This window comes from Desnuesiella massiliensis (genome assembly GCF_001403615.1).
Taxonomy (GTDB): domain Bacteria; phylum Bacillota; class Clostridia; order Clostridiales; family Clostridiaceae; genus Desnuesiella; species Desnuesiella massiliensis.
The window spans coordinates 1,542,381-1,564,126 of sequence record NZ_LN879457.1 but is presented as its reverse complement, the minus strand read 5'-3'; the positions used below and the strand labels follow the sequence as shown (position 1 = coordinate 1,564,126).

Below are 21,746 nucleotides of genomic sequence, written 5' to 3'. Positions count from 1 at the left end.
CAGCCCGTTTACAAAGCTTACTTTACACTATTTCTAATAAAATTACAAATAGTATATGAATTATAATAATATATACAAATATTCAGATATATGGTAGGAGATCATAACTAAAATTTCACAAAAAGTAATTAAGCCTGTATAGAAATTAAATACAGGCTTTGAGTTTTATCATTAATTAGTCAATTTTAATTATAAAAGCTTTTTAAGTGCTTCTTTAATCTCTTGTAAATTTAAAGGTTCAGTGAACATATAATTTTTCTTTAGTTCATGGCTGTATTGAATATTTCCTTCAATCAAATACTTTTGAAGCTCATAATTCATTAGAGCGCCAATACCTGAGCTAAAGTTATTTAACCAAAGCTTCATTGGCATTTCAGATATATTATAACTTATATCATTAAGTATATTCATAAGCTTCTCAAGGGTTAGGCCGCCATATTGAACAATTTCTATTAATGCATTTTTACTCTCGGTTCTTATAGCGTTAACAACAGATGCAGCTGCGTAGTCTACAAAGGTCCAGTCTATACAAAGATTAAGAAGTTCTTTTGGAACAAAACCTATACTACAGATATATTTAATTCTTTGATACATTGCATTATCAAGGGGATTCCCAATAAATTTACTCTTTTCTCTTGGAATAAGGTTTCCTAATCTTATTATCATATTATGAGGACTAGCCCCGGAGATAATATCTTCAGCAGCCCTTTTGCTGTGGACATACTGGTTTATGCCCTCTTTTAAATTTAGTCCCGTACTTAATGTAGAGATATAATATATAGGAATGTTATGTATAGAACAAAGCCTGGCTAGACTACGGTTACTATCTACATTTATTCTATTTATCAAGGAAGGATCGCCATAATACTTGGTATAAGCGCCACAGTGAATTACGCAGCTGATTATGTTTAGAAGTTTTTCCTGATAGTTCTTAGATATATTTAAATCAGGAACACTTAAGTCCCCTAGGACAATATGAATCCTATATCTATAGCACTTAAGAGATTCGTTATGATGGCATCTATATATTTTCTCTAAGCGGTTAAAGCCCTCATCTATAGACGTATCTCTCAGAATGCAGTATATTGTGGAATCTGTTGAATGTAATAGGCTATGAAGCAAATTTATGCCAAGGAAGCCTGTAGCACCTGTGAGAAGTATGATACTAATATCTCTAGGGGTATCTTCTATTATATTATCATGTAGTTTAAGATTTCTATTAGGGGCAAAGTCAGTTGCTACTATAGCTTTAGTATCCTTAAGGGAAGCTATATAGCTGCTAAGCTTATTAATAGTAGGATAAGTAAACAGATCTTCAGGGTTTATAACTATACCAGAGTCTTCTAAGTTAGAAATAAGAGAAAAGAGCATTAAGGAATCTAAACCCTGGCTAAAAATATCTTCATTCAAGCTAATATTATCAAGACCTAAATTTTCAAGCTCCTTTATTATTGTTGCTGCTACACCAGCATTTTCCAAGGAAATACTATTAGTTTGTGCTTGTATGGTATAAATTTTTCTTAGCAATGCTATGTCAGCTTTTTCGTTAGCTCCCCTAGGAATATCAGCTACCTTTATAATATGCCTTGGTATCATATAATAGGGCAATATACTCTTTAAGTCTTCTCTTAACTGTATAGGATGTATGTCTTGTGTTGATACATAATAACCGATTAACTCCGATTTTGTATTTAGGTCGTTTATTGTAACTACGGCCTCTTCTATATAAGGTAAGCTAAGAATGGCTTCCTCTATGAGGTTTAGATTCACTCTGACGCCAGAAATTTTAACTTCATTATCATAGCGACCTAGCCACACCAACTCTTCTTCATTATTCCATTTAACCATGTCTCCTGTGTTATATAAGTATCCAAAATCCTTGTGAGCTATAAATTTACTATTAGAGTCATGAATATACCCTAAGGATACCCCTACGCCGCCTATATATAGCATACCTGCATAGCCCTTAGGGATTAAACCATATTTTCCAAAGACATAACAATTTACATTGGGAAGAGGCTTGCCTATAGGAATAGGACCTTCTTTTATATTTTTTCCTAAATATATACAGCTATCCACACAAGCTTCTGTTACTCCATAGCTGTTATATATCAGTATTTTATCTTTAAGCTTTGTTGACAACTCCTCAAACTCAGACTTTATAGGGGGCTTTGCTCCTAAGATTAATAATCTTATAGAACCAAAGCTATTGCTCCTAAATGCAATTTTTGCTACTGCGTATATAATGTCTGGCAGAGTGTCTATAATAGTTACCCTGCACTTTAGGGCATAGTTATATAATAGCTTAGGAGAAAGCTTGTGATCACTAGAGGCAACAGCCAAGGTTCCACCATATAAAAAGGCTTTAGCTATGTCGCTTACAAATACATCGAAGGAAAAGGGAGCCACTTGAAGAACCACATCATCATTATTTAAACTATAAACTTTGCCCCAGCTATGAGCCATGGAGCACCATTGTTTATGGCTTATCATAACACCCTTAGCTTTGCCTGTGGATCCAGAGGTATATATAATGTAAGCTAAATCATCCCCAGTTAAATCAGTGCATAATGTGGAATCATAATCCATGCAATTGTGGATTAGAGTTTCATAATACAGTGCTCTACCTTGCCAATTTTCTAGAGTAACATTTGTATTTGTGATTAGATATTGAGCTTTAACTTCTTCTAGAATAGCAGATAAACTTATAATAGGTGTCTTTTCATCTAGAGGAAGAAAAGTAGCTCCTAGCTTTAATATAGCTAGTATAGAAATTATGGCTTCTTCTCCTCTGGTAAATAGAATAGGGATTATATGCCCTTTAACTATTTCTAAATTTTTAAGATTACTTGCTACAATAGAACTTAAATTTTCTAATTCCCTGTAGCTATATTGTCTATCTTTATATATTAAAGCAATTTTATCAGGATATAGCTTCACAATGCTATTAAACCATTCTATAAAGTTCAAAGGCTTGTTTAAAGGAATAGGTTGGCCTCTACTTATATTTACAAGGTTATCATATCTAACTTTTCCTAGATAATCTAAATCATGAAGTAAAGTATCAGGATTATTACAGTCTATTTCCTTAATAACTTGAACTATAGTGGCATATAATTCTTCTATTTCATAACTATCATACATTTCAGTATTATAATCTATTAACAGATCATAATTAGTGGTATGGTCTTCATTGCTTCTTTCAATTACATGGAAGGATAGGGAGTTTAGCTGCTCTCCGCTAAAAATCCAGCTTGTTTTGGCACTTAGCTTTAAAGGGGTTAACTCAAAGGATGCTGGATGGTAGGAAAAAACTATATCTGTAATAGGTATAAAAGTGCCACGCAGCTTATTAACTTCATTTTGAAGTTGCTCATAACTATACTTGCTATGTCTTAAACTAAGCTTCCATTTGCTGTTTACCCCTTTTATATAGTTCAAGGAACTGATATCGGTATTATAATCAAGAATTACAGGGAGTTTATTAATATATACTCCAAGGCTATTTCTATTTTCTATCCACCTACCATGAGTTAAGCAACCAATGCATAGATTATTATTACTAGTGAGATAATAAATAGAAAGGCCTATGGAGGCTAGGAAGATTGAGCTAATATGAGCTTTTGTTTTAGTAGATAATCTAGTTGCGCTATCAATAATATAACTATTAAATTCTTTTGATAATCTTTTGGCTTTATAGGAATTAATCATAGGGGTTTTTATATAGGGGGTATCAGGGATAGTAGGAATTAAGTGTGTCCAAAACTCTTCGTCCTTTTTATTATGATGTAGTATGGAACTTGGCTGAAAACTATAATTTTCATGAGCTAAGCAGTTATAAATATACTTACCAATAAGAGACATACTATAACCATCTAGAATTATGTGATGGAATAGCAAAATTACATATATAGGCTTATTATTATTTAAAACTATCTTAAAATTATATAAGGGCCCCTTGCATAAATCGAAGGGAACAGTTACTAAGTTTTCACAAAGAATATTGATTGGTTGCATAGATTCTATAGTTTCAAAGTAAACATATTTATATTCAATTTCATTAAAGGTTACTCCATCTTCTGTATAGAATCTCAACAATGGATTTTCATAAAGTAATTTGTTGAGTATTTTTTGAATGCTGTCAATATCAATGTCATTATCTAAGGGATAGAAAGCACATAGATTAAAAGCACAGTTATGAGGGTGAGCTTGCTGCAGGCTATAAATGCTTTTTTGAGCATCATTCAAATATTTAATCAATACCTTCACTCCATTACTAATTATTGGATAGTTATTTAAATTAAGTATAACATATTTCAAAATAATGTTTATGTTTTCAGTTATTTAATAATTTATATACAGAATTTTAAAAAATTCAACACCTAACTGTCACAATAGAATCTAATAATAATTATAGGAAATAATAAAAAAGAAAAAATGAAAGGAGAATAATGAATGAATAACATGACTATAAGTAAAAGACTAAAAACATTAATAATAGGAGCCACTATTTTAGCAATAGGAGGAACTACTATTTATGCTGCTAGCGCCAATGCAGCTACAGAAGATGCAGCTAATAAGAAGCCTCTTATTGAATGGAAAAAGAATAAAGAAGGCAAGATGCCTGGTGAAAAAGGCTTTAAAATCAAGGAAGAAAGAGGTTCTTATGTAAAAGGCGCTGAACAAATGAAAACATATTTAACTAGCCTTGTTAATGAAGGAGTACTTACCCAACAAAAAGCAGATAGTATAACTAATTACCTTCAAAAGAAAGAAGAAGAGAGAAAAGCAGAATTCGATAAGATTAAGGCTATGACTCCAGAAGAAAGAAAGAATTATATGAGTCAGAAAAAGGGAGAAAGATTAAATCCTTTTGATGCTATGGTTAAAGATGGAGTATTGACACAGACAGAAGCAGATACTATTAAAAGCAAACTACAGGAAAAGAGAGCTACAGAAAGAAAGCAAAAAATTACTGAGCAACTTAGTGGTTTAGTGGAAAATAAAACAATAACGCAAGATCAAGTTAACAAGCTTATTGAGAAATTGCAAAAGAAAGACGAAGAGGCTAAAGCATTACATGAAAAGCTAAAAGCCATGACTCCAGAGGAAAGAAAATCCTATATGGAACAAAATAAAAAGGATAGGAAGGATATTCTACAGGAGTTAGTTGATGAAGGAACTATTACAAAGGATCAAGCTGATGCCATGAGAAAAGTAATGCCTATGCACCATGGGGCAAAAGGACATGGATTTCATAAGGAGAAAAAAAGTAATTAATGATGTTAATTAGGCAGCCGCTACTTATAAGTTATTAGTTTTTGTTTATTAGGGACAGCAGATAGATTTGTGTAAAGGCAAATCTATCTACTGTTTTTTTGCTAGAAACAATTTATGAATATTTGTGAAAAATTACAGGAAATCCATAGATTTGCATAAATCTATGGATGTTCCCTCTTTTTTAATTCCCTTTAGCTATCTCTATGAATTTTTTTGCTCTTTCTTCATCTATTTCATTCCAAAGGATGCCGTCTTTTTTCAAACAAGTACCTATAACAAATCCATCAGCAATGTCTCTAGCTTCCCTTACATTTGAAGAGTTAACTCCGCTTGCTATCATTATAGGTTTATCTTTGTACCTATTTTTTATTTCTCTAACTTCATTAAAGTCTGGTGCTAGGCCAGCTCTTTGTCCAGGGATCAAAACTCCGGCAGGATTTAATGTAGAAAAAGCTGTATCAATCATATCTGATTGAGATCTAGTGTCTAATGAAGTTCCGCCATGAGCATCAAAGTAACAATATAGGTTTACATCCTCGGCATCTATATTTTTTCTAAATCTATATATATCTCCCGGCCTGAATTCATGGAATCCAAATATATCTGCATAGGTTCCAGTAACGTAAGTTCTTACAAATTTTGCATCTAAAGCTTTTGCTATAGCTATTGTAGCTATCGGGTCTATTAATACCCCACATCCATACGGTATTTCAACATGTTGTAACACCTCTGTAGCAATTCGTACATAACTGGCTATAATTTCAGGGCCTACGTTAAATAAGTAAGGTCTATCCCCTTCATTAGCAAAAATTAGCGCGTCAAAACCTGCATTTTGTAGAGCTTTTGCTTCCCTTATAGCTCTTTCTACTTGCTCTTTAAAACTTACACTTTTATCGTAATGAGGCGTTCCTGGCAATGCCATTAAGTGAACGCAACCTATGAAAGGCTTATTAGTCTTAAAAGTATTTATGTGATTATCCATTAAATCTATGTTCATAATAGTATTTCCTCCTAATTTAAATCAATTTATTTTGCTATGCTAAAATATTTAAGAATGATAAAATGAATCCTAATGCAAAGAGAGTAATTAAAACAAAGGTTGTAGATTTTTGTTTCTTTTTTAATAAATAGAACACAAGTAGCAATATCAATAAAGGCATCATTTGTGGTAGTATTTTATCTAATATAGGTTGTAATTTAATAGATGTTTTACCTAGCGAAAATACTACAGGAGAAGTGGCCTTTATATTAGATGCAGCAAGACCACCTACAACCATCATACTCATTATCTTTAATGCACCAGTAAAATATTTTGCTATATTAGAAGATAGCAACTTTACAACAGCATTTTTACCCATTCTATATCCCGAAAAGAATAGAAAATAGCTCAATCCCGCTGTATATGCTGTAAATAGCACTACAAATAATATTGGACCTAATGCGTTTCCCTGTGTAGCTAAGTCTATGCCTATGCCTAGTAGTATTACCCTAACTATACCTTGAGTTACAGAGTCTCCTATACCTGCCATGGGCCCCATTAAAGCTGTTTTAACATTATTTATTATTTCAGGATTAACATCTCTATTGGCAGCTCTTTCTTCCTCTAAAGCAGCACTTACGCCTACTATAATAGAACCCCATGTATTTTCTGTATTAAAGAATGCCATATGTCTGGTTAGGGCTTCGCTTATTTCTGCTTTATCATGATAGAGTTTCTTTATTACTACGCTCATAGCATGACAGAAGCCTAAACCCTGAAGTCTTTCGTAGTTGTAACATCTTTGAGCCCAACAAATCCAAGTAAGCCATGTTTTAATCAGATCTTTTTTAGACAGTTTTTTAACTGATTCTTCAGTCATCTATAGCTTCCTCCTTTTTACTAGTATTAAAGATATATATGGTTGCTAGGCATCCACCTATGATTGCGATAAACATAATATCTAACTTTAAATATGCTACTAAAAAAAAGCCTATTATGAAGTATGGAACAACTTCCTTTTGCCATAAATAGCTAAGCAGCATACCTATTCCTAGCGCAGGAATTAACCCTCCAGTAACTTTAAGATCTGGTTAGGGCTTCGCTTATTTCTGCTTTATCATGATAGAGTTTCTTTATTACTACGCTCATAGCATGACAGAAGCCTAAACCCTGAAGTCTTTCGTAGTTGTAACATCTTTGAGCCCAACAAATCCAAGTAAGCCATGTTTTAATCAGATCTTTTTTAGACAGTTTTTTAACTGATTCTTCAGTCATCTATAGCTTCCTCCTTTTTACTAGTATTAAAGATATATATGGTTGCTAGGCATCCACCTATGATTGCGATAAACATAATATCTAACTTTAAATATGCTACTAAAAAAAAGCCTATTATGAAGTATGGAACAACTTCCTTTTGCCATAAATAGCTAAGCAGCATACCTATTCCTAGCGCAGGAATTAACCCTCCAGTAACTTTAAGAGCTTGTATTACTGAATTTGGTACAACAGTTAATAATTTATCTAGACCCTTTGATCCTATGTAAATTGCTACAAATGTTGGAATGAAGTAAGTTAAGAATGGAAAAACCTGTGAACCATATAGATTCATTAATTTGACGCCTCTAATATTACCCTCTTTTGCATACTTATCTGCTTTATGGACCCAAATAGCATTTAAAGTCATTTTGGCGTTTTGGCATAAAAGTCCTAGTGCCCCTAAAGGAATTGCTACTGTTAGTGCAGCTTCTGGTGGTAGCTTTACAGACATGGCTAAAGCTGTTCCTAAATATCCTGAGATAGCCATTTCAGAAGGTAATGCGCCTCCTACAGCTACCATACCTAAGTAAGCCATTTGTATTGTAGCGCCTACCTTTAAACCATAAGCGATGTCGCCAAAAATGATGCCATTTACTAAACCAGCTACTAAAGGAGCTCCAAAGTAGAATGACCATCTTAAAAACATAGGTAGAGCTGTAGCTACATACCATGTTATAAGGGCAACTATCAGTGCTTGAATAAATAAATTCATAGTATACCTCCTTATTAATTAATAAATTTTTTTATTTAACCTTTTATATATTAAAGAGAACTTTTTCATCACTAGGCAACATTTGTAGAAATACCATACACTTTAATTGTTCTATATCCCTCAAAAGGTCTCTTTCTTTAGAACTTATATATACATTTTTTGTAACCTTTTCTCTTTCTGAATTAGGTCCCATATTTCCAATGATAATTTCATTTAATTCTAGACCTTTTTTTAATATTTCTAGTACGTATTTCGGATGTTTAAATAATATAATAGTTTTTTTATCGTTTTCATTCTTGCCTATAAGCTCTATAAATTTATTAACATTTAACACTTGAATTTTTATGTTTGGTGGAGCAGCTAATATAAGCACTTGTTTCATAAAGTCATCATTATAAAGATCATCATCTATTATTACTATTCTTTGGGCGCCAGTATTTCCTATCCAGGATGTCATGACTTGTCCGTGTATTAATCTTTCATCAACTCTACACAGTGCTATTTTCATTTTTATATCCCTTCCTTTTGGTTAAATTCTGCATAAAAATCTCTAATACCATTTTTGCCTGAGTCTAAAGCTATATTTTTTACTTCCTCTAATGACTTATCCTCCATGTTAAGAGCGGCTTCTAACACCATTGGAAGATTTACTCCTGACAGGATTTCAATATTTTTGTTTAAATGATTTTTTTCATTGCATAGCTTTACTACGGTATTAAAAGGAGTACCACCAAATAAGTCTACTAATACCAATATATCCTTTGTATGACTATTGAATATAGCTGTTTCAATGCTATCTCTAAAAGCATTTAAATCATCATATGGATTTAAGGTAAAGGTTTTTATGTGGGGGGTATTTACAAACAATTTAATAGTGTTTTCAAATCCATTTGCTAAGCTACCGTGAGTCAAAATAATTATTTCTATCAAACCATGTTCACCCTTTCTGCATTTTTATTTTTGTTTACTTTCTTAATACATTATTAAAGCAAATATGATGCCAAAAACTGTTTTAAGTTTTAATTAGCATATCATCCTCTTTGTAGGACTTTTTTGAAACACTTACAAACTCATATTTTTATATTTTTAAACTGTTTTTATGTGTTTCAACAATAAAAACCTTTTTTCTATGTGTTTTAAAACAGAAGAGATTGCATTCTTTTAAAGGCAATCTCTTTCAATCAATAATTTATTGCTTTTTACAAACTCTACAAGATAACATAATTCGTCTTTTGGTATATGAACTCTGAAACTCTTTTTTAAAATTTCAATGGATTTCACAATGTCATTATATATTTGTTGATTTTTAGATATAAATTCATCAGGATTTTTATATTCAAAGGATTCGTTTCTAAAACATCTTTCTATCATAAATGAACAGTGAAGTATAAATCTTATTTTCGATCTTATATAGTTTTCTTCGCTTATATAATGCTTAATCTGATCGAACACTTGTGATAGAATATTATATGTCTTTGTGGGATTTAAGAATGTAAGTTGATCGCTTAAGGTGTTAACTATTAAGCTTATATTAGTTTCCATGTCTATGTTTCTTAAATTATAGTTCCCTATTAAAAGTTCTCTTAGGATTCTGTTTCCATCTCCTACTATAAATTCATCTATAGGTATAAAGGGGATATTATCTAAATGGATATCCACAGTACCTATAACAGCAATTATGTTATTATGCCCTATTTCATATTTAACTTCTTTAAATTTCTCTACATTCATAGGTAATATTTTAATATTTACTTTTTCTATAAAGGGAAAGGCTTGCCTAAGCATATCTGCTATTTTTTTTGCGGCTCCGTCACCTGTTATACAGGTGGTTATTATAACCTTCTTGTTTATATCTCCGATATTATCATCTATACTACTTCCAATATCTCTCCCGATATAAGGGGTTAGCAATTGCAAGTCTTTAGTTAAATTATCTAATGTGTATTCTGGAAATAAACTCTTTCTAGCAGCTTCTAAGACCAATGGTGTGGATACCATGTCTATTGACCTGGTAATTATATTTGTGTCCTTGGTTATAATATCTGAAAATGTCACTAAAGATCCCATATCTACCAAAAGTAGTACTCCCTTACCCTCATCTACTTTTTTTACTAAGTTTTTAGCAGCTTCTAATACAACTTTAACGCTTTCATTTAATGGCATATTTATCGCATAACAGTGATTAGTCTGTAGAAGTTCATTTACCACATTAGCTATACTTGTAGCTGTAGATTCTCCATGGCATATCACTATTATAGGAATTTTAGGTTTATTTTCAGTTATATTCTCTCTAATTGTATTTAAGAAGATGCATATCAAAGCTATTTCTTCCCCTGGAATTTCTATTTCTAGCTCTCTTTCTAATATTTCATGTATCTCAACTGCGGTTTCATAATCAATATTGTTGTCTAATGGAATGAGGTTTTTATTAGAAGGCTTTTTATAAGTGCTTTTTCTTATATTTTCCAACATAGAGCTTATGTGCATGGATAAAGCTATAAGTATTTTCTTGTCGTATATCCTTTCACTACTAGTTTCTAAGAGAGCAGTCTCTACAGCATAATAAATTTTAGGATTTATAATTTTAAATAATTCCTTTTTATGCTGAGCTGAATTTATTGTACTTACTTCAGATAATACATTTTTTAAATATTTATCCACATACTTTATTATGTCAAGTTTTATTTCTTCTTTGGTGTATCCTAAATTATAGTAGTTATTATATTTATTATTTATCTCTTCATATAAATTAACACTTAATTTATAGTTATCCATGGTTTTAAGGTCATTGGTTTCATTTCCTGAAAATTCTACATGCATTGAGGTTGGCTTATATAATTCGTCAATTATGCTAATTTCCTCAAGTCTTCTTTTTTTGATATTTAATAATTCGGTATATATATGCTCTGGAATGCAAGAAAGTCCTATATTTATATTCAGCTTACTTAAGGTTTTGTACTCAAGGTATCCTTTAGCGCAGGTAAGCTGAATGTCCGCTTTTAATTGCCCTATATTACTCTTACACTTATACATTGTAAAAGCTGTTAAAACATCCTTGTGCACTTTAATAGGCAGTCCTATAGTCTTTGCTTCGTTATTAAAAAAGGCTTTTATTAAATCAGCTCTTTCACCAATGCTCCTTTCTGCCAAATCTGGTAATTTGATAACCATAGGTACTCTTCTTAAAAAAGTTTGCAGTAAAAATGAGTTTGTATTTTCTGTAGTAGCACATATAAATAAAACAGATGCTTTTCTATGGTTTTCTGTTTCACCTAGTCTCCTATATACACCCTTATCCATTACCAGAAACAGCATTTCTTGACCTTCAGGTGGTAATCTATGTATCTCATCTAGAAGCAATACCCCGCCGTTAGCTTTATCTATGAGTCCTTCTCTTTCTTTATCCGCTCCTGTAAATGCTCCTTTTGTATATCCAAATAGTTGACTTATAAGCAGATTTGGATTATCTGAATATTCAGCGCAGTTAAATACTATAAATTCAGCATTTTTATCTATTACTCCAGACTTAAGAGCGTATTCATACATAATTTCTGCGAAAGTACTTTTACCAACCCCGGTAGTACCTATAAGAAGAGTATTTAACCCATTAGGAGGATATAATATAGCAGCTTTTGCTTGATTTATAGGTATCTTTAAACTATCGTTATATCCTATAATTTGTTCAAATGGACTATCATCATTATTGCTATTTTCTAAAGATGCTTCATTTTTTAAGAGAGGTGTAGAAAGTATATCTGATAGGTTGCTAATACTAGCGCTAATATTGTTGCATGGAATATTTAAAAGTAGGCTTAATCTTTCCTTATCAAAATAGAACACTGGTTTTCCAGTTATTTTTATTACTTTGCCCTCTCTTAGAAGTTCATTTAACTCTTTACTTGTGTTGCTTCTACTTACAGATATACCGTCTCCTATACATGTTGCATCAAAGCCGTTGAATCCATTTTTGATTTTTTCTATAGTGATATTATTGCAGAGAGCTTTTAATGAGCTAAATACCCTATCCTTTCTTTTCATAAAGATTCACCTCATATAATTTTAGTTTTTTCTTGCGTATTAACTATTAATTAGGCCTTATATCTTTTATTATAAACTATTAAGATAAGAATTTTTATGATTTTAAATATTATCTTAATAAAGATATTTGAAATATGATGCTTGTTGATAAATAAGTTTCATTATGAGTTTAATAGAGGTATATTCCAAAATCATTGAAGAATACTAACTATAGAGGTGAGGTACTTGGATGAAGATAAAAATGAAGAGAAGGATTCAATGGTTAAGTGGATATTAATAGTAGCAGTAATAGTTTTTTTTATAGCCACAATAATAACTCTTAGAAGTAATAATAATATATAATAAAAATTATATAAAAAAATCTAAATAGTGAAATAAAAAATCTCCATTGGGAAAACTATAGTTATTAAGAATATGGTTTAATGGAGGTTTTTTTATGAGTGAGATAGAAGATCTATTAAAAGATGTAGAAATTTTAAGAGAAAAATTAGAGTATTTAATTAATACTAAGAATGGAAATTTAATTAATCCAGAAGTGGTGGCTGCTAGTAAAGTTCTAAACGCAGCGCTAAACAGATATAACGAATTTTTAGAAGAGAAGATAAAAACCCGAAAAAATGAATAGAAGCTTATAAATTTAAAGAGGTCAGCAAAATGCTGACCTTTTATTATGCAAAAATATAAATTCAAATTTAATAAAAGTAATATTTACATCAATATTACTTTGGAGTATAATTTAATTTTAGACACATTTAAAGCAAGTATATCATATTATCTTAAATCACATAATTATCATAGCATAAAGTTAATAGCCCTGTCAAGTGTTTTTATAAAATTTAAGGAGAGTGCTAAAATGAGTAATTTTGAACAAAATCAAAAAGAAGAGAATCTGTATCTTCAAAGAACTTTAGAAGTTATTGAGAGGGAATTGGAAAAAGAGAAAGATAATTTAGAGAATAAAACAAGAGATCTTATTGCATCACGAAGGGAGATGTGGGAAGAGGGGGTTCACTTTTCAGATGATGTTGACAGGATACCAGAAACAATACATTATCTTTCTGAAGTTAGTAGAGAAACTAGGAATTATAGCAGCGTAATAAAGAGTTTAGAGAAATATAATAAAATGCTTAACACCCCTTATTTTGGACGATTTGATTTTGCAGAAAAAGGCTATGATACTGAGAAGATTTATGTAGGAACTTACAATTTGATAGATCAAAATACGGATGAAATTTATATTTATGATTGGAGAGCACCTATTTCTAGTATATTTTATCGTTGTGAACTAGGAAAAGGAAGCTATAAATCACCAATAGGAATAATAGAGGGAGGGGTTTTGCTTAAAAGGCAGTATAAGATAGAAAAATCCAAGCTTAAATATTTCTTTGACAGCAGTATAAAAATTAATGATGAAATTTTGCAGGAAGTATTAAGTAAAAATTCTTCTCAAAAGATGAGGAGCATAGTAGAAACCATACAAAAGGAGCAAGACATAATTATTAGAGATATGGAAAATGAGCTTTTAATTGTTCAAGGAGTAGCGGGCAGCGGAAAAACTTCTATAGCTTTGCATAGAATTGCCTTTTTGCTTTATGAGGGATTAAGCTCTAAGTTAAGCACAAATAATATAATAATTATTTCACCTAATGGCATTTTTAGTAAATATATTTCAAGTGTTCTTCCAGAGCTAGGAGAAGAAAATGTAGAGCAAATAACCTTTAATGAGATTATTGAAAAAATTATTTCAAAAGAGTATATAGTTGAGACTAGAGAAACTCAATTGGAAAAATTAATTTTATCGCAAGAACAGGAAGGATTTATGCTTAAAAAGAATTCTATAGAATTTAAAGGTTCCCTAGAATTTGTTAAACTTTTAGATAGATTAATAGAATATTATGAGAAATATATTATTGATTTTCAAGATATATATTATGATGGAAAGGTTATAGAAATAAGACAAAATTTAAGAAATTTTTTTCTTGATAATAAGATTAATATGCCTATAGCCAAAAGGCTTAAAAGAATGGAGAACATGATACTAAATAAAATTCATCCTTTAAGAAGCAGCAGACTTGAAAAAATTGAAAAAGTAGTAGAAAGGTGTGGAAATCATATACTTGAAATAAAATCTTTTGCTAGACTTATGGCAGTTAAGGAAGCTAAGGTTTTTATGGAGCATTTGAGGGGATTCACAAAGGTGGATTACATGGAATTATATAAACTACTATTTAAAAATAAGAGGCTCTTTTTCAAATTAGTGGAAGGTTTAAAGCTGCCATATAATATAGAGGAAATAATTAATTATACAGAAATAAACCTTTTAAAAAATAATATTAATTATGAGGATTGCGCCCCCCTTATTTATATGAAATTAAAATTAGAGGGGAATGATAGCTTTTCTGAAATTAAGCAGGTGGTCATAGACGAGGCTCAGGACTACTATCCCCTTCAATATCAGGTATTTAAACTTTTATTTAAAGAAGCAAGGTATACTGTATTGGGAGATTTTAACCAGAGCCTTGAAAGATCAGGAAACATTGAAGCATATGACAGCATAGCACGAATCTTAAATAAAAGAAAAACCACAAAGCTTTTTATGAAAAAAAGCTTTAGAGCTTCTTATGAAATCAATTCTTTTACTAATAAGCTATTGAAAGATGAACAGGAGATAATATCTTTTGAAAGGCATGAATCAGAGCCTAGGGTAATCTTTAAGGAAAACATACATTCCTTGGATCATAGTATAGCTGAAGAGATTAATCTGCTTTATAAAAAAGGCTATGAGTCTATTTCAGTTATATGTAAGACAAAGAAGGAAGCTAAAGGTGCTGAAGAAAGATTAAGAAGCTTAGTAGAGGTTAAAATGCTGAAGGATACAGATAGTGAAATTAAAAAGGGAGTATTAGTGATGCCTTCCTATTTAGCTAAAGGATTAGAATTTGATGCAGTTATTATGTATAATGCTTCTGATAATAATTATAAGAGTGAAATAGACAGAAGGCTTTTATACGTAGCTTGCACAAGAGCGCTCCATCATTTAACTATTTATTATACTGGTGAAAAGAGTGTATTCATTAAATAAGATAAAATAGTTGAAATTTCCTAAAATTCAAATTATAATATTATGCAATTTATATAAACAAGCGTGGAAGGGGTGAAATAAAAAATACTTTAATCAAAAATAATTAAAAGCTTAAAATTTATAAAAAGGAGATGGAGAGAATGCTTACAAAAATGAATGAACAATATGAAAAAGAGTTAACTAAGTTTTTATTTGATTACAATAATAGAAAGGAATATTTTATAGCTTGGATACCACAAAATTATAATGAAATTGAAGAAATGGATAAAAGTAATTTTATCTTATGCGTAGAAGAAGGAAAAATTGTGGGTTGTTTAGGTACTTATATATCAAAGGATCAAAAGCTTGCGAGACCTCTAGGGCCTATTATAATAGAGGATTACTTTAATGAATACGCAGATAAAATTTATGAAGAGATGTTAAGGAATTTACCAACCTATATAGAGGAACTAAGGGTAGCTTTCTTTGAAGATAATAAATTATGCAGCAATTGGTATGAAAGTAGTGGATATGAACTATATAATGCCGAAAAAACTATGATTTATAATAAGAATTTATTTATACGGCAGGACAAGGATTTATTAGTTGATTTAAAACCTTATGATTCTATGCATAAGGAAGGGCTAAGTCTAGTCCACCCAAAGGAAACCTTTTTTTCTTTAGAAGAATTGATAGATCAAATAAGTGAATATCATACCTTGCTTTTGGCCATTTCTGAAAATCAGGTTGTAGGTTATGTATACTATGAGAAAACTAAGGATAAAAAGAAGGGTGAATTAGTACTGCTGCATGTTAGACAAGATAAAAGAGATAAGGGTTATGGTAGCATATTACTTAATAGGGCTATTGAGGATTTAATTTCTGATGATGTGAAAGAGATATCTACCAGCGTTAGAGTAAAAAACTTAGGCGCTCAGAGATTATATGAAAGAGTGGGTTTTAGAGACAAAGAGACTATTTATGCTTATAAAAAGCAACTATAGCATCTATTTATCTATCATAGGATATAAAATAAGAAAAAAGCGGCGGGAGTCGCTTTTTTCAATCATTGTGAATTGTGCTCTGTGCATTGTGAATTAAATAAAAGTTGCTTCGCAACTTTTATTTGTTACCAATCTCCAGAAGACCCGCCACCACCAGAGGAGCCTCCGCCGAAGCCCCCAAAACCGCCACCAGAATTGCCACCAGAGTCACCACCGCCAAAGCCTCCTCCAGGTCTTCCGCCTCTGCCGCCCCAGAAGGAGCTCCAAAACAATGCTTTTATAATAAGCCTTAGAACTCTTCCTCTATTAAAAATAAGGTCTAATACTATAAGACCAATGATTATAAAGAAAAAAGTAGGATTTATAGTTTGAATATATCCTTTATTCTGGTTACTTGGAAGTTTTACTTTAATATTTTTTTCTAAGTTAACATTATATTCTTTGGCAATGCTGTCTGCAAAGATGGAATAGGCATTTTTGATACCTTCACCGTAATTTTCATTTCTAAAGGCTGGTTTTGCAATTTCATTCATGACTCTTGAAGAGTAAATATCTGTAACAGCACCTTCAAGACCTCTTCCCACTTCTACTCTCCACTTTCTATCATTTATAGCCACCAACATCAAAAGACCATTATCTTTATCCTTTTGACCTATACCCCAAGTTCTAAAAAGTTCATTTGCATAGGATTCTACATCTCTGCCTTCTAAGGATTTGATGATAACCACTACGGATTGAGCTCCGGTTTTATCTTCTAGTTCTTTTCCTAGAGAAACTAAATACTCTTTTACTGATTGATCTAAAACGCCTACATAATCATTTACATATTTAAGATTAGTAGGTGATGGAAATTTCACCTCGGCCTTAGCAGAGATAAAGCCAAGTAATAACACTAGAGCTATGACACTAAGGAATAATTTATAGACTCTACTAATTTTTTTCATAAGCTACTTTGTAAAGTCTACCTTAGGAACTTCTTTTGCTCCTTCAGCAGCCCTGTAATAGGGTTTTTGTTCAAACCTAAATATACTTGCAATTATAGTAGTTGGAAACCTTCTAACCCTAGTGTTGTAGGTGTCTACTGCTTTATTATAATCCTGCCTTGCTATGGCAATTCTATTTTCTGTACCTTCCAATGCTACGGATAAGTCTTTAAAATTTTGACTAGATTTTAAATCAGGATATCTTTCAACTACAACTAGAAGCCTGGATAATGCTGAAGAAAGGTCGTTATCTGCATTGGCTCTATCTTGAATATTTTGTGCGCCTGCTAGCTTGCTTCTGGCATTAGCTATATCTGTAAAGATTTGCTTTTCCTGCGAAGCATAGCCTTTTACGGTTTCTACTAAATTAGGTATTAAATCTGACCTCCTTTGAAGCTGAGTATCTATATTTGATTCTGAGGCTTTAACCTTTTGATCTAGAGATACTAAGCCATTATAGCTGCTGGCAATGGGAATTATTATAATTGCCAGCAAGGCTATGATTATAATTATAGTTTTTAAAGTCTTATTCATAATATCACTCCTAATATTGTTTATACTTTATAGCATATTATCAATGAGCATTTATTATTCATACTACATAAATTGCGGTAGGATAGGATTTTTATTTATATTTTTAAGCTATACCTTAAAAAGCAATAAATTATTTTGTGCTATAATTTAAGTTAAGGCAATTTGTAACAGAGGGAGGTTATGGCAGTGGAATTTTTAAAAAAATATATTAATATGTATTGGAAAAAATATGTATTTGCTTTGGTGTTTTTAACTGTTGAGGCTATATGTGACTTAATGCAGCCTACCATAATGTCTAGAATTATAGATAGGGGAGTAAATTCTAAAAATATGGATTATGTTCTCTATATGGGAGGAATAATGCTTTCTGTTACAGCCATAGGAGCTATAGCTGCAGTTGCGCGGAACATTATATCGAGCAATGTTTCTCAAAGGTTTGGCAGTGAGCTGCGTGTGGATCTATTTAAAAAAATACAAAGTTTTTCTTTTGAGAATATCGATAATTTTCAAGGGGCCTCTCTTATGACCAGGCTCACTAGCGATATAAATCAAGTACAGAATTTTGCTCATGGAATGATGAGAATATTTGTGAAGGCACCAATTTTATGCATAGGAAGCCTTGCGATGGCTATATTCATTAATCCACCTATGTCTTTGGTGCTTATTGGAGTAGTACCTATAATTATTGCTATAATCTTTGTTAATATGCGGGTAAGTTATCCCTTTTTTATTAAAATACAAAAGGCTCTAGATAGAATAAATACTGTGATGAGGGAATATTTGGCTGGCATAAGAGTGGTTAAGGCCTTTAACAGATTTAACTATGAAGTAGGCCGCTTTGAGGTGGCAAATGAGGAGTTAGCCCAAGTATCTATTAAGGGTATGAGAGTGATGTCATTTTTTAATCCAGCTATAACCTTAACCATAAATATAGGAATAGTTCTCGTAATATGGTTTGGAGGAATAAGGGTTAATACTGGAAATATGCAGGTAGGACAGATAATCGCTTTTATTAATTACATGACGCAGATTCTATTTTCTCTTATGATGTTATCTCATGTGTTTACCATGTTCATTAGAGCTAAAGCCTCTGCTGAACGTATAGGAGAGGTGTTTTTACAAGAAAATAGTTTAAAAGATAAGGAGAAAACTGAGGAATTAGAAGAGTTTAGAGGTAGATTGGATTTTGAAAATGTGACCTTTTCTTATAGTGGAGCTAAAGGAGAACCTGTACTTAAGAATATCTCTTTTACATGTTATCCGGGAGAAACCATAGGAATTATAGGATCTACAGGAGCTGGAAAGAGCAGCCTAGTGAATTTGATACCAAGATTTTATGATGTTATTTCAGGCTCTATAAAAATAGATGGTATAGATGTAAAAGATATAAATATGAAAATTTTAAGGAATATTATAGCTATGGTACCTCAGAAGACTATGCTATTTACGGGTACTATTTTAGAGAATATAAAATGGGGAAATGAAGAGGCAAGCTTAGAAGAGTTAGAGAGAGTAACTAAAATTTCTCAGGCACATGAATTCATAGTATCTTTTCCAGAAGGATATAATACTATATTAGGTCAAGGAGGAGTGAATCTTTCTGGGGGACAGAAACAGAGAATTTCCATTGCTAGGGCACTGATTAAAAAGCCCAAAATACTCATCCTCGATGATTGCACTAGTGCTGTGGATGTAACCACAGAGGCTAAAATAAGAGGAGCTTTAAAGGAATACTCATCAAAAACTACTTGTATATTGATTGCTCAAAGGATTACTTCTGTGATGAGGGCGGACAGAATAGTTGTGATAGATAATGGCTCTGTTATGGGAATAGGTACTCATGAAGAGCTGATGAATGGATGCAGTGTTTATAGAGATATATTCCGTTCTCAAATTGGAGAGGAGGAGATGTTAGGTGGATACTAAAAAGTCTAATGTACCCTCTGAAAACATAAGAATGCCCGGCAATAATAATTTTAGAGGGCATAGAGGCATGACACCGGTGATTAAACCGAAAAATTTTAAAGAGACCTTTAAAAGGTTATGGACCTATTTTGGTAAGGAACGAAAGTTATTAATGACAATTTTAGTTTTAATAATAGGGAGCTCAGGCCTTGGATTATTAGTGCCTTTTCTAATAGGAAGAGCTGTGGATTCAATGTCTTCTAACAAAATGTCAGTGGATTTTAATATGCTTAAGATAATCACTTTTATACTTATAATTACTTACTTTATTGATAGCTTTATGAATTTTATTCAGGGCTGGATTATGGCTGGAATATCTCAACGGATTGTTTTAAATTTGAGAGGAACCCTTTTTCAAAAACTTCAAAGGCTTCCTGTATCTTTTTTTGATAGCCATACTCATGGTGAGGTCATGAGTAGATTGACTAATGATATAGAGAATATAAGTACTACTATATCTCAATCTACTATTCAGTTAATGTCAAGTTCCATAAATATTGTGGGTGCCTTTATAATGATGATTATTCTTAGCCCATTACTTACTCTTGCTAGTATAATCACTATACCTATGGTGTTTTTTATGACAAATATTATAGCAAGAAAAACTAAAGTGTTATTTAAAGAGCAGCAGATAATGCTAGGAAAGCTAAATGGTGATATTGAAGAAGCCATATCCGGCATTCAAGTTATAAAGGCCTTTAATCGAGAGGAAAATGTAATTGGACAGTTTGAAGAGGTAAACTCGAAATTATGCCATGTAGGTATTAAAGCACAGGTTTGGTCTGGTTATATTATGCCTTTGATGAATGTTATTAATAATATAGGCTTCGCAGCAGTTGCTTCTGTGGGAGGAATTTTAGCCTTAAGAGGACTTATTACTGTAGGTATAATAGCAAGCTTTTTAAGTTATTCCAGACAATTCTCTAGACCTTTAAATGATTTGGCCAATATATTTAATACATTACAATCTGCTGTAGCTGGAGCTGAAAGGGTATTTGAAACCCTAGATGAAGATGAAGAAGCTAAAGATGTAGAGGAAGCTAAGATCTTAGAAGATGTTAGAGGAGAGGTTACCTTTAATCAAGTTAATTTTTCATATAGAGCTGATAAACCTATTTTAAAGAATATAAATTTTAATGTGAATGCAGGAATAAATGTTGCCTTAGTAGGTTCCACAGGAGCTGGGAAAACTACTATTGTTAATCTGCTTACAAGATTTTATGAAGTGTCTCAAGGAGAGATACTTATAGATGGAAAAAACATAAAAGAATATACAAGGGATAGTCTAAGAAAATGCTTTGGTATAGTATTACAAGATACCTATCTTTTCTCAGGTACAATAAAGGAAAATATTAAATATGGAAGATTAGATGCTAAAGATGAAGAAGTGGAAGCAGCTGCAGTGATGGCTAATGCAGATCATTTTATAAATAGACTTCCTCATGGCTATGACACTATGCTGCTAGATGGGGGGGTAAATCTAAGCCAGGGACAAAGGCAACTTTTAGCTATAGCTAGAGCCATTTTAGCTAATCCCTCCATATTGATATTAGACGAGGCTACAAGCAATGTGGATACTAGAACAGAATTAAAGATTCAAGAGGCTATGCTTAAGCTTATGAAAGGACGTACAAGTTTTATAATAGCTCATAGGCTGAGCACTATTAAAGATGCTGATATTATAATGGTAATTAATGGTGGAGAAATAATAGAGGCGGGAAGCCATCAGGAGCTTATAGATAAAAAAGGAGCCTACCATAAGCTTTATGAAAGTCAGTTTATGAATTATTAATTTTAGATATCCATAAGAAAAAATAATATTGACAAGCAATAAATTGAAGAATATAATTAGGTAAACTAATAATTTAGTAAG

The 21,746-nt window shown here is 31.7% G+C and carries 17 protein-coding genes; 6 read left to right on the top strand and 11 right to left on the bottom strand.

What is annotated here, in order from left to right; all coding sequences use genetic code 11:
• Positions 1-189 precede the first annotated feature (189 nt).
• Positions 190-4,260, bottom strand: coding sequence for an AMP-binding protein (locus BN2665_RS25245; protein ID WP_055669841.1), 4,071 nt, complete (start codon positions 4,258-4,260; stop codon positions 190-192).
• Positions 4,261-4,455: 195 nt separating this feature from the next.
• Here BN2665_RS25245 and BN2665_RS25240 point away from each other — a divergent pair, with 195 nt between their 5' ends.
• Positions 4,456-5,280, top strand: coding sequence for a hypothetical protein (locus BN2665_RS25240; protein ID WP_055669840.1), 825 nt, complete (start codon positions 4,456-4,458; stop codon positions 5,278-5,280).
• Positions 5,281-5,461: 181 nt separating this feature from the next.
• On the opposite strand, the gene BN2665_RS25235 is transcribed toward BN2665_RS25240, so the two are convergent.
• The 8 genes from BN2665_RS25235 to BN2665_RS25205 all read right to left on the bottom strand — a co-directional run bounded on the left by BN2665_RS25235 (position 5,462) and on the right by BN2665_RS25205 (position 12,326).
• Entirely contained in the window at positions 5,462-6,277 is an 816-nt protein-coding gene (locus BN2665_RS25235) for a BtpA/SgcQ family protein (protein WP_055669839.1), read from the bottom strand.
• 37 nt (positions 6,278-6,314) lie between these two features.
• Positions 6,315-7,139 (bottom strand): PTS system mannose/fructose/sorbose family transporter subunit IID, encoded by an 825-nt coding sequence (locus BN2665_RS25230; protein WP_055669838.1) that lies wholly within the window; start codon positions 7,137-7,139, stop codon positions 6,315-6,317.
• Complete coding sequence (locus BN2665_RS26600) at positions 7,132-7,302, bottom strand: PTS sugar transporter subunit IIC (protein ID WP_082436013.1); 171 nt, start codon at positions 7,300-7,302, stop codon at positions 7,132-7,134. Before BN2665_RS26600 ends, BN2665_RS25230 begins: the two co-directional genes overlap by 8 nt.
• Positions 7,303-7,339: 37 nt before the next feature.
• A complete protein-coding gene (locus BN2665_RS25225; protein WP_055669837.1) occupies positions 7,340-7,534 on the bottom strand; it encodes a PTS system mannose/fructose/sorbose family transporter subunit IID in 195 nt (64 codons plus the stop codon).
• The gene (locus BN2665_RS25220) at positions 7,527-8,288 is read right to left on the bottom strand and encodes a PTS mannose/fructose/sorbose/N-acetylgalactosamine transporter subunit IIC (RefSeq protein ID WP_055669836.1); all 762 of its coding nucleotides are present in this window, start codon (positions 8,286-8,288) and stop codon (positions 7,527-7,529) included. The genes BN2665_RS25225 and BN2665_RS25220 overlap by 8 nt, the downstream gene beginning before the upstream one ends.
• A 43-nt stretch (positions 8,289-8,331) precedes the next feature.
• On the bottom strand, positions 8,332-8,796 hold the full coding sequence (locus tag BN2665_RS25215; protein ID WP_055669835.1) for a PTS sugar transporter subunit IIB: 465 nt from the start codon (positions 8,794-8,796) through the stop codon (positions 8,332-8,334).
• A 2-nt stretch (positions 8,797-8,798) separates the two neighbouring features.
• Complete coding sequence (locus BN2665_RS25210; RefSeq protein ID WP_055669834.1) at positions 8,799-9,218, bottom strand: PTS sugar transporter subunit IIA; 420 nt, start codon at positions 9,216-9,218, stop codon at positions 8,799-8,801.
• Positions 9,219-9,449: 231 nt separating this feature from the next.
• Positions 9,450-12,326, bottom strand: a complete 2,877-nt coding sequence (locus BN2665_RS25205) for a sigma-54-dependent transcriptional regulator (RefSeq protein ID WP_055669833.1) — start codon at positions 12,324-12,326, stop codon at positions 9,450-9,452.
• Between the two features lie 436 nt (positions 12,327-12,762).
• Between BN2665_RS25205 and BN2665_RS25200 the strand changes: the two genes are divergently transcribed.
• From BN2665_RS25200 to BN2665_RS25190, 3 genes are all read left to right on the top strand, one after another.
• Positions 12,763-12,951, top strand: coding sequence for an aspartyl-phosphate phosphatase Spo0E family protein (locus tag BN2665_RS25200; RefSeq protein WP_055669832.1), 189 nt, complete (start codon positions 12,763-12,765; stop codon positions 12,949-12,951).
• Between the two features lie 228 nt (positions 12,952-13,179).
• Complete coding sequence (locus BN2665_RS25195; protein ID WP_055669831.1) at positions 13,180-15,408, top strand: HelD family protein; 2,229 nt, start codon at positions 13,180-13,182, stop codon at positions 15,406-15,408.
• Positions 15,409-15,548: 140 nt separating this feature from the next.
• Positions 15,549-16,391 carry a GNAT family N-acetyltransferase gene (locus BN2665_RS25190; protein WP_055669830.1) on the top strand — a complete coding sequence of 281 codons (843 nt, stop codon included), beginning with the start codon at positions 15,549-15,551 and terminating at the stop codon, positions 16,389-16,391.
• Positions 16,392-16,516: 125 nt separating this feature from the next.
• On the opposite strand, the gene BN2665_RS25185 is transcribed toward BN2665_RS25190, so the two are convergent.
• Both BN2665_RS25185 and BN2665_RS25180 read right to left on the bottom strand, forming a co-directional pair.
• The gene (locus BN2665_RS25185) at positions 16,517-17,335 is read right to left on the bottom strand and encodes a TPM domain-containing protein (RefSeq protein WP_055669829.1); all 819 of its coding nucleotides are present in this window, start codon (positions 17,333-17,335) and stop codon (positions 16,517-16,519) included.
• A 3-nt stretch (positions 17,336-17,338) separates the two neighbouring features.
• Positions 17,339-17,908 (bottom strand): LemA family protein, encoded by a 570-nt coding sequence (locus tag BN2665_RS25180; protein WP_055669828.1) that lies wholly within the window; start codon positions 17,906-17,908, stop codon positions 17,339-17,341.
• 180 nt (positions 17,909-18,088) lie between these two features.
• On the opposite strand from BN2665_RS25180, the gene BN2665_RS25175 reads away from it, so the two are divergent.
• Together BN2665_RS25175 and BN2665_RS25170 are read left to right on the top strand one after the other, a co-directional pair.
• Entirely contained in the window at positions 18,089-19,834 is a 1,746-nt protein-coding gene (locus tag BN2665_RS25175) for an ABC transporter ATP-binding protein (protein WP_154675032.1), read from the top strand.
• Between the two features lie 31 nt (positions 19,835-19,865).
• A complete protein-coding gene (locus BN2665_RS25170; RefSeq protein ID WP_055670063.1) occupies positions 19,866-21,665 on the top strand; it encodes an ABC transporter ATP-binding protein in 1,800 nt (599 codons plus the stop codon).
• The last annotated feature ends 81 nt before the right edge of the window (positions 21,666-21,746 follow it).

What these genes read in the sequence shown, in the direction of transcription:
- BN2665_RS25240 (WP_055669840.1), top strand. Translation starts at nt 4,456, where the DNA reads ATGAATAACATGACTATAAGTAAAAGACTAAAAACATTAATAATAGGA.
- BN2665_RS25235 (WP_055669839.1), bottom strand. Translation starts at nt 6,277, where the DNA reads ATGAACATAGATTTAATGGATAATCACATAAATACTTTTAAGACTAAT.
- BN2665_RS25230 (WP_055669838.1), bottom strand. Translation starts at nt 7,139, where the DNA reads ATGACTGAAGAATCAGTTAAAAAACTGTCTAAAAAAGATCTGATTAAA.
- BN2665_RS26600 (WP_082436013.1), bottom strand. Translation starts at nt 7,302, where the DNA reads ATGCTGCTTAGCTATTTATGGCAAAAGGAAGTTGTTCCATACTTCATA.
- BN2665_RS25225 (WP_055669837.1), bottom strand. Translation starts at nt 7,534, where the DNA reads ATGACTGAAGAATCAGTTAAAAAACTGTCTAAAAAAGATCTGATTAAA.
- BN2665_RS25220 (WP_055669836.1), bottom strand. Translation starts at nt 8,288, where the DNA reads ATGAATTTATTTATTCAAGCACTGATAGTTGCCCTTATAACATGGTAT.
- BN2665_RS25215 (WP_055669835.1), bottom strand. Translation starts at nt 8,796, where the DNA reads ATGAAAATAGCACTGTGTAGAGTTGATGAAAGATTAATACACGGACAA.
- BN2665_RS25205 (WP_055669833.1), bottom strand. Translation starts at nt 12,326, where the DNA reads ATGAAAAGAAAGGATAGGGTATTTAGCTCATTAAAAGCTCTCTGCAAT.
- BN2665_RS25200 (WP_055669832.1), top strand. Translation starts at nt 12,763, where the DNA reads ATGAGTGAGATAGAAGATCTATTAAAAGATGTAGAAATTTTAAGAGAA.
- BN2665_RS25195 (WP_055669831.1), top strand. Translation starts at nt 13,180, where the DNA reads ATGAGTAATTTTGAACAAAATCAAAAAGAAGAGAATCTGTATCTTCAA.
- BN2665_RS25190 (WP_055669830.1), top strand. Translation starts at nt 15,549, where the DNA reads ATGCTTACAAAAATGAATGAACAATATGAAAAAGAGTTAACTAAGTTT.
- BN2665_RS25185 (WP_055669829.1), bottom strand. Translation starts at nt 17,335, where the DNA reads ATGAAAAAAATTAGTAGAGTCTATAAATTATTCCTTAGTGTCATAGCT.
- BN2665_RS25180 (WP_055669828.1), bottom strand. Translation starts at nt 17,908, where the DNA reads ATGAATAAGACTTTAAAAACTATAATTATAATCATAGCCTTGCTGGCA.
- BN2665_RS25175 (WP_154675032.1), top strand. Translation starts at nt 18,089, where the DNA reads ATGGCAGTGGAATTTTTAAAAAAATATATTAATATGTATTGGAAAAAA.
- BN2665_RS25170 (WP_055670063.1), top strand. Translation starts at nt 19,866, where the DNA reads ATGCCCGGCAATAATAATTTTAGAGGGCATAGAGGCATGACACCGGTG.